Consider the following 4090-nt stretch of genomic DNA (forward strand, 5'->3'; position numbering starts at 1 on the left):
CCGGGGGCGGGGGGCCCCCCCCCCGCCGGGGGGGGGGGGGGGGGGGGGGGCCGGCCCCCGGGCCCCCCCCCCCCCCCCCCCCGCCGCGGGGCAGTCACAGGGAGTCGAGCAGCGCCCTGGCCTCCGCCGCCTCCGGGACGCCCAGGGCGGTGTGGATCTCCACGGCCAGTTCGGCGTGACCGCGCGCGGTGTCCGGCGCGCCCAGGCGCCGGTGGGTGCGCGCCAGCCCGACGTGGATGCGGCCGAGGTTGTAGCGCTCGCCGGTGTGCGGCAGGTACTCGATCGCGGCCCGGTAGTGCCGCAGGGCGCTCTCCGGGGCGTCCAGGGCCAGCAGGGCGTCCCCGAGCAGGGTGTGCGACTCGGCCTGGCCGAAGGTGTCGCCGAGTTCGCGGTGCAGTTCCAGGGCCTCCTGGTACAGGTCGAGGGCCTCCGGATGGCGGTCCAGCTTCTGCTGGTGCTCGCCGAACTGGTTGAGCGCGATCGCCTGACCGAGGCGGTTTCCGCCGCGCCGGTGGAACTCCAGCGCCTCCCGGTGGTGCTCCAGCGCCTCGCCCATCCGTCCGAGCCGGGTCAGGGTGGGCCCCAGGTTGGTCAGCACGATCGACTCCACGGCCGGCTCGGGCAGTTCGCGGCTCAGCCGCAGCGCCCGCCGGTGGTGGTCGAGCGCCTCCTCCAGGCGCCCGGTCCGGGTGAGGGTGAGGCCCAGGTTGGCCAGGACGTGCGCCTCGCCGTGCCGGTTGCCGGTCCGCCGCTGGACCGCCAGGGCCTGGTGGAGCAGGTCGAGCGCCTGTGGGAAGTCGCCCAACTGGTACTGGACCAGCCCGAGGTGCCGCAGCGCGGCCGCCTCCCGGGCGGGGCTGTCGAGCTGCCGGGCGGCCCGGAGGGCGGCGACGCCCAGCCCGAGCGCCTCCTGCGCGGGCAGGTGGCGCTTGAGGTGGCGCCAGAGGATGGCGGGCAGGTCCGCGGCGTACTCCGGCAGGTCGGCGTCGGCGGCATGGCGGGTGAGCGCCAGCAGATTGGCCTGCTCCCGGGTCAGCCAGTCCGTCGCGTCCGCCGGTCCGGCGAACACCAGGGGCGTGCCGCCCCGGGCGCCGCCGGGCGCGGGCGGCCGCGGCCGGTGGTGCCGTTCCAGGGGCACCAGTACGTCCATCGCCGAAGCGGCGGACCGCCGGTAGTGGTCGAACAGCCGGAGCAGCGCGGCGCGCGGGAACGGTGTGGACGCCTCCCGGACGAGCAGTTCACCGGCGAAGGCGCGCAGCAGGTCGTGGAAGGTGTACCGGAACGCCGCGTGCTCGATCAGCAGGTGGTGGTTGTGCAGCGCCTCCAACAGTTCCTCGGCCTCGTCCACCGGCGCGTCGACGAGGGCGGCGAGGGCGTGCGGGGTGACGTCCGCGCCGGGATGCAGCGCGGCCAGCCGGAACGCGCGCTGCTGCGCCGGCGTGAGGGAGTGGTAGGACTCGACGAAGGCCGCCGCGACGCTCCGGTCCTGGTCGGAGAGCTCGGTCAATAACTTCTGCGGCCGCCGGATCCGCTCCAGCAGGTCGACCGGCGTCCAGGCGGGATGGTGGGCCAGCCTGGCGGCGGCGATCCGCAGTGCCAGCGGCAGCCTTCCGCAGCGGGTGGCGATCTCGTCCACCGTGTCGGCGTGGCCCGCGACCCGGTCCGGGCCGGCGACCCGGGCGAACAGCTCCACCGCCTCCTGGTGGCCCAGCACGTCCAGCGGCACGCCGACCGCCCCGTCCAGTCCGGGCATGCGCCGCCGGGACGTCACCAGGACCAGGCAGTCCGGGCCACCGGGGATCAACGGGCGGACCTGATCGGTGTCGGCGGCGTTGTCCAGTACCAGCAGGTACCGTCGGCCGGCCGCCCGGCTGCGCCACAGCTGGGCGCGTTCCTCGGTGTGCGGGGGCAGCGCGTTCTCGCTCACCCCGACCGCCCGGAGCAGACCGGCCAGCGCCGCGCCCGGTTCGAGCGGGCGCTGGCCCGGGGTGGAGCCGCGCAGGTCGACGAAGAGCTGTCCGTCCGGGAACCGGTCGGCGAGCGCGTGTCCGACGTGGACGGCGAGGGCGGTCTTGCCGACGCCGGCCATGCCGTCGATGGCCGAGATCACCAGCGGACGGGCCCGGGTGCCGTCCGGTCCGACGGCGAGGGCCAGCAGCCGGTCCACCTCGCCGTGTCGCCCGGTGAAGTCCGGTACGGCGTAGGGCAGCAGCCGGGGTACCACGTGTTCGACCGGCCGGTCCGCGGCGGGCGGCGGCTCCGCCTCCCCGCGGGCCGCGGTGAGCAGTCGGTCGCGGTCGGCCGGGTCCAGGCCGAGGGCGGCGGCCAGCCGCGCCACCGACGACAGCCGGGGCTGCCGCCGCCCCGACTCCAGCACGCTGATCGCGTGGGTCGAGAGGCCCGACTGCTCGGCGAGTTCCTCCTGCGTCCACCCGGCCGCGTACCGGTACTGTCGCAGCAGCGTTCCGAAGTCCCCCAGCACGTTCGCCTCCGATGAGTTGCCGTCGTCGACGGGTGGCCCCGTCCGCGGGAACGCCGACGGCAGGAAGCGGCTCGGCTCCGGAGACGCGTCCCCCGTCGTGACTCCCGGCCCGGGACCCTGACGGGCCCCTGACAATGGATCATCATAGAACGCCAAGCTAACGCAATGGAGTGGTCGGCCGGTGTTGGCCAGGATGGTTCCCGGCGGATGCGCCGCGACCGGTCGACGCGACCGGTCGACCGAGGGGGGGTCCTGTGAGCGAGCGATACCCGGCCCTGGAGCCGGACCGGTTACCGAAGCGGCTTCCCGCCCGTCCCCCCGCTCCTTCCCCTGTCTCCTCGCCCGCCCTGCCCCCCGGGCCGGACCCGGGCGGAGCGACGACACCGGAGGAGTTCGTGGAGCGGCTGCGGGCGGCCAAGGTCTGGTCCGGCGATCCGTCGCTGCGTGAACTGGAGCGCCGTACCGGCCTTCCGCGCAGCACCCTGTCCGGGGACCTGAGCCCGCGGCGGAACCGTCTCCCGCCCCTGGAGCGGGTGTTGGTGCTCGCGACCACTTTCGGTGTCCCCGCCGAGGAGCTCGGGTGCTGGCGGGCGGCCTGGCAGCGGATCCAGCTGCGGCAGCAGTCGGCGGGGGTGGCGGCTCCGGCGGCACCCGAGGGAGAGCCGGCCGGGGCCGGAGCGACGCCGCCGGCGTCCGGGCTCGTGCCCGGGCTCGTGCCCGAGGTCGTGCGCGGACCCGCGCCGCGGACGGCCGGGGAAGCGGTCGGCCCCGAGCTCCGCCGGTCCGCCCGCCGTCCGTCCGCCCGCCGTCCGTCCGTCCGCCGCCGGTTCTCGCGCCGCCCGTCCGCCCGGCGCCGCCTTTGGACGGCCCTGTCGGTCGGCGGCCTGCTGGGCGCCCTGCTGGTGCTGCCGCCCGCCGTGGCCCAGGTCGACGACGGGAGCGGTGTCGCGGCCGGCGACCGGTCCGCCTCCCCGGTCGGTGCCCGGGTCCCGGATCCCTGCGGCTTCCTCGGCCGGGTCGGTGGCACCCCGGAGCCGTCCCCGCCCGACGCGGCGGCCACGACCGGTGAGTCCCTGCGGCTCAGGGGCCCGGTGGCCCAGGGGGAGACGCTGATCGTCACCCTGGTGCTCGGACGGGCCGGCAGCGGCCCCATCACCGTGCGGGACACGGCCGGGAACCGGTACCGGGCGATCCGCGACGAGACCACCGACGGCACCCGGTTGACCGTCTTCGCGCTGTACGACGCCAGGCCCCTGGACGCCCTGGACCAGATCACCTTCCTCTGGCCGAGTTCGAAGCGCGACTACACCGAGGTCGACGAGTTCCGCGGCACCCGGTCCGCCGTGCCGACGGGCGACCTTCCGGTCGGTGGCCCGGCGGTCGCGGCGGTCGCGGCCGGGCAGTGCTGACCGCGCCGACCACCCCGACGACTTCGACCACCTCGACGACTTCGACGACTTCGACCGAGCTGACCACCCCGACCACTCCGACCGGGGAACGGGCGGGGGGGGGGGGGCCCCCCCCCCCGGGCCGGCGGGGGGCCCCCCCCCCCCCCCCCCCCCCCCCCCCCCCCCCCCCAAAAAACCCCCCCCCCCCCCCCCCCCGCCG

2 protein-coding genes are annotated in these 4090 nt (G+C 76.6%); one reads left to right on the forward strand and one right to left on the reverse strand.

All coding sequences use genetic code 11. The annotated features are described in order from the left end of the window. Nucleotides 1–94: 94 nt before the first annotated feature. Nucleotides 95–2482 (reverse strand): ATP-binding protein, encoded by a 2388-nt coding sequence (locus tag ACIQ9P_RS26035; RefSeq protein ID WP_402360719.1) that lies wholly within the window; start codon nt 2480–2482, stop codon nt 95–97. A 254-nt stretch (nt 2483–2736) separates the two neighbouring features. Between ACIQ9P_RS26035 and ACIQ9P_RS26040 the strand changes: the two genes are divergently transcribed. Next, nucleotides 2737–3891, forward strand: coding sequence for a hypothetical protein (locus ACIQ9P_RS26040; protein WP_402360722.1), 1155 nt, complete (start codon nt 2737–2739; stop codon nt 3889–3891). Nucleotides 3892–4090: the final 199 nt, after the last annotated feature.

The organism is Kitasatospora sp. NPDC094019 (genome assembly GCF_044764505.1).
GTDB lineage: Bacteria > Actinomycetota > Actinomycetes > Streptomycetales > Streptomycetaceae > Kitasatospora.